Annotated in this window: 2 protein-coding genes; both read left to right on the forward strand. The window is 65.5% G+C overall.

Annotated elements, in window-relative coordinates; all coding sequences use genetic code 11:
* Positions 1 to 3,816: SDR family NAD(P)-dependent oxidoreductase (locus tag ACWEO2_RS44130; RefSeq protein WP_452410848.1), on the forward strand; the 3,816-nt coding region annotated here is incomplete at its 5' end.
* A 124-nt stretch (positions 3,817 to 3,940) separates the two neighbouring features.
* A partial coding sequence (locus ACWEO2_RS44135) for a beta-ketoacyl synthase N-terminal-like domain-containing protein (protein ID WP_452410849.1) occupies positions 3,941 to 4,837 on the forward strand: 897 nt, incomplete at its 3' end.

A 4,837-nucleotide genomic window follows, 5' to 3' on the forward strand; every position in this document is an offset into this window, starting at 1 on the left:
GACCGTGCTGGTCTGCTCGCGGGAGCGCGGGCGCTGGCTGCCGGTGTGCAGGCACCCGGTGTGGTGTCCGGTCGCGTCGCGGCGGGTTCGACGGGGCTGGTGTTCTCCGGTCAGGGTGCGCAGTGGGCGGGTATGGCTACTGAGCTGCGTGATGCGTATCCGGTGTTCGCCGAGGCTTTCGATGCGATCGTTGCTGAGTTGGATCCGTTGCTGGGGCAGCCGGTTTCGTTGGGTGTGGCGTTGGCCGACGGTGATCTGGTCGATCGGACGGTGTTCGCGCAGGCGGGTTTGTTCGCGTTCGAGGTGGCGTTGTTCCGGCTGCTCGAATCGTGGGGTGTGCGTGCGGATGTGGTGGCGGGTCATTCGATTGGTGAGGCTGCTGCCGCGCATGTGGCGGGTGTGTTGTCGTTGGTGGATGCGTGTGTGTTGGTGGCCGCGCGCGGCCGGTTGATGCAGGCGCTGCCTTCCGGTGGCGCGATGGTTGCTGTGGGTGCGTCGGAGACCGATGTGCTGCCGCTGCTGGTGGACGGTGAGGTGTCCGTCGCGGCGATCAACGGCCCTGCATCGGTAGTGGTTTCCGGTATCGAGGCCGATGTCGTGGCTGTCGCCGATGCGTGTGTCGAACGTGGTTGGCGCACGCACAGGTTGCGGGTTTCGCATGCGTTCCATTCGGCGTTGATGGAGCCGATGCTGGCCGAATTCGCCAAGGCAATAGCAGGTTTGGTGTTTGCCCGGCCGAGTATCCCGTTGGTGTCGTCGGTGACGGGTGCGCGGATCAGCGATGAGATGTCGGATCCGTCGTATTGGGTGGGGCAGGTTCGGGACACGGTGCGGTTCGCGGATGCGGTTGTCGCGATGGCGGGCCTGGGTGTCGCCAGGTTCGCCGAGGTCGGGCCGGACGCTGTGCTGACTCCAATGATCGCCCAGACTCTCGATGGCGTGACGACAGTCGCCGTGGCCAAACGCGACCGTGCGGATGTCACGACGGTATCGAGTGCGGTGGCCGGGTTGTTCGTCTCGGGCGCGGAGGTGGATTGGGCGAGTTTCTACGCCGAAACCGGTGCCCGGCGAATCGACTTGCCCACCTACGCTTTCCAGCGTCGGCGCTATTGGATGCCCGAGGGGACCGCCGGTAGCGGGGATGCCCGGTCGATGGGTATGGCAACCACCGGACACCCGCTGGTTTCGGCGGTGGTGTCACAACCGGACGCCGGCGCGGTGATCCTGGCCGGTCGCCTGTCGGTGCCGACGCATCCGTGGCTGGCCGATCACCGGGTGATGGGCACCGTGTTGTTCCCTGGTACCGGTCTGGTCGAACTCGCCCTGCATGCCGGGGAGCAGGTGGGGTGTTCGACCCTGGAGGACTTGGTACTGCAGGCTCCCCTGGTGCTGCCGGAATTCGGCGGGGTTGCGGTGCGCATTGTCGTTGACGCCGAGGACGAGACCGGCCGTCGCGCGGTGCGGATCTTCTCCTGCCCTGATGCGGAGGTCGATTCGGCATCGTCGTGGACGCTGAACGCCGAAGGTGCACTCGCCCAAGAGGAAGCGGCGGCTGCCATCGACCTCGCCGCGTGGCCCCCGGCCGGTGCGCGGCAGTTGGACATCGACGGGGTCTATGACCAGTTGCTCGATGCCGGGTACGGGTACGGTCCCTCCTTCCAAGGTCTGCAGGCGGCATGGCAACGCGGCGAGGACGTGTTCGCCGAAGTCGCGCTGCCGGATCCGCAGGAGGCCAAGGACTTCGGGCTGCATCCGGCCCTGCTGGATACCGCTCTGCACGCTCTGCGGTTGGCCGGTTACCTGTCGGCGGAGGACACCGGACCCGAGTTGCCGTTCGAGTGGTCCGGTGTCACGGTGCATGCGGCGGGTGCCGATGCAGTGCGTGTTCGGCTCACTCGTGTCGGTGAGCACGGTGTTGCTCTGGATCTGGCGGACTCGACCGGTGCTGCGGTGGCAACGGTCCGGCAGCTGGCTTCCCGGCCGATCGATCCCGCGCAGCTCACCGCCGGCGCGTCCACTGTCGACAACGCGTTGTTCCAGGTCGAGTGGACGCCGATCGCGGTGTCCGACACGGAGATCAGCGCAGTGTCCTGGGCGGACCTCGGTGATGAGGTTCCGGCCGCGGTGATATTGGAGTGCCCGGCAGGCAATGATCCTGTCGCCGTTCATGCCGCGACTCATGAAGTGCTGCAGGTGCTTCAGTCCTGGATTGCCGATCAGCGGTCCGCTGAGTCGGTGCTGGTGGTTCGGACCAGTGGTGCGGTATCGGTTGCCGGGGACGACATTACGAACTTGGCCGGTGCGGCTGTGGGTGGTCTGGTGCGGTCCGCGCAGGCCGAGAGCCTCGGCCGGATCGTGTTGGTGGACACCGATTCCGACATCGAGGGCCTGCTCGGCGGGATTCTGGCCGCGGCGGAACCGCAGGTGGCAGTGCGCACCGGGCAGGTACACAGAGCGCGACTCACCCGAGCGGCCGCCGCTCAGGCGACCGCTTCGGCACCGAGCTCCACTTTCGGTCCCGACGAGACGGTTCTGATCACCGGGGCGAGCGGCTTCCTCGGTCGATTGTTCGCCCGGCATCTGGTCGACGCCCTGGGGGTCCGTCACCTGCTGTTGCTGAGCCGCCGTGGGGAATCCGCTCCCGGGGCTGCCGAGCTGCGGGCGGAGTTGCGGCGTCTCGGTGCCGAAGTCGAGTTCGCCGCCTGCGATGTCGCCGACCGTGGGGCACTTGCCGAGGTGTTGGCGGACGTTCCCGCGGGCCGTCCGCTCACCGGTGTGTTCCATACGGCCGGTGTGCTCGACGATGGCGCCATTGCTTCGCTGACCGCGGATCGGATGGATGTGGTTTTGCGGCCCAAGGTCGATGCCGCGCTGCACCTGCACGAATTGACCGCCGATCTGCCGTTGCGAGAGTTCGTGCTGTTCAGTTCGGTGGCCGGTGCGTTCGGCGGCCCTGGTCAGGGCAACTATGCTGCGGCCAACGCCTGCCTGGACGCACTTGCGGTACACCGCAGGGCATCCGGGCGCTCCGGCCGGTCGCTGGCGTGGGGTCTGTGGAGCATGGATGGCGGGATGGGCGCGGAGCTCAGCGACGTCGATCGGCGCCGCATGTCTCGTTCGGGCATGCTGGCGTTGTCGGAGGAGCAGGGCTTGGCGCTGTTCCATGCCGCTGCCGAGATCGGCACGGCGGCTCCCATTCTTGCCCGTCTCGATCTGGGGAGCATCCGCAATGCGGGGTTCGCCGCGACCCTGTTGTCCGGCCTGGTGCCCGCGCGCCGCGCCACAGCCTCGGGTGCACCCTCGGCGCTTCGTGCCCGGTTGGCGAACACACCCGACAGCGAACGCCTCGGTGTGCTCGTCGAAATCGTGCGCGGCCAGGTCGCGGCGGTGCTGGGTCATCAGAATGCGAATGCGATTGCGGCAGATAGGGCCTTCAACGAATTGGGCTTCGATTCGATCACCGCTATCGAGTTCCGCAACGCCCTCAAATCCGTTACCGGTCTGCGGTTGCCCGCGACTCTGGTGTTCGACTACCCGTCACCGGAGGCCTTGGCCAAATATCTGGCCGACGAGTTCACCGACCACCACAACCCCGACCGGCCGACGGATCCGTCGGAAAACGATATTCGCAGAGCCCTGCAAACGATCCCGGTAGCCCGTCTCCGCGACGCGGGCCTGCTGGATGCACTCATGCAGCTCGCACATGGACAGGAGAGCCACAGCGCGATCGATCAGAGCATCACGGACGAATCGATCGACGAGCTCGATATCGATGACTTGATCGACATGGCCTACAACAACTCATCAGAGGACTGACGGCGATGTGCGCGGCGCGGTGGCAGAACCCGTGCCGCGATCACCCGTAAGACATCGGAATTCTGCCTCGTAGACGATATTTCGCCGACGAGTCACGGTGACCGCAGGAAGAGCTGGAACAATAATGACGAAGCCCGACGACAATACTCAGAAGCTCGCTCAGGCGCTGCGTGTCTCACTCAAAGAGACCAAGCGGTTGCGTGACCGCAATCGGGAGCTGGACGCGGCCCTTCGCGAACCGATTGCGATTGTGGGTATGGCGTGTCGGTATCCGGGTGGGGTCAGCTCTCCCGAGGATCTCTGGCGGTTGGTCTCGGATGGGACCGATGCGACGTCGGAGTTCCCGGTGAATCGTGGTTGGGATATCGATCGCCTTTACGATTCCACCGGCGAAACACCGAATAGCACGTACACCCGTGCGGGTGGGTTCCTGCATGCTGCCGGCGAATTCGATCCGGCGTTCTTCAATATCAGTCCCAATGAAGCCGCGCTAATGGATCCGCAGCAGTTCCTGTTGTTGGAGACCTCATGGGAGGCGTTCGAGCGAGCCGGTGTCGATCCGGGTTCGCTGCGGGGCAGCCGGACCGGTGTGTGGGTCGGCATGATGTATCACGACTATCCGGCCAATGCGAATTCGGGTTCTATTGCTTCCGGTCGGGTGTCGTATGTGTTCGGCCTGGAAGGGCCGTCGGTAACCGTGGATACGGCGTGTTCGTCGTCGCTGGTTGCGATGCATTCGGCCGCGGCGTCGCTGCGGTCGGGGGAGTGCGATCTGGCGTTGGCCGGTGGTGTGGCCGTGATGGCGACGCCCGAGACGTTTGTGGAGTTCTCTCGTCAGCGGGGGTTGTCGCCGGACGGGCGGTGTAAGTCGTTCGCCGATTCGGCCGATGGTGTCGGCTGGTCCGAGGGTGCCGGTGTGTTGGTGTTGGAGCGTTTGTCCGACGCTCAGCGCAATGGGCATCAGATTCTTGCGGTGGTTGCTGGTTCGGCGGTGAATCAGGATGGTGCGTCGAATGGTTTG

This window comes from Nocardia sp. NPDC004278 (genome assembly GCF_053602975.1).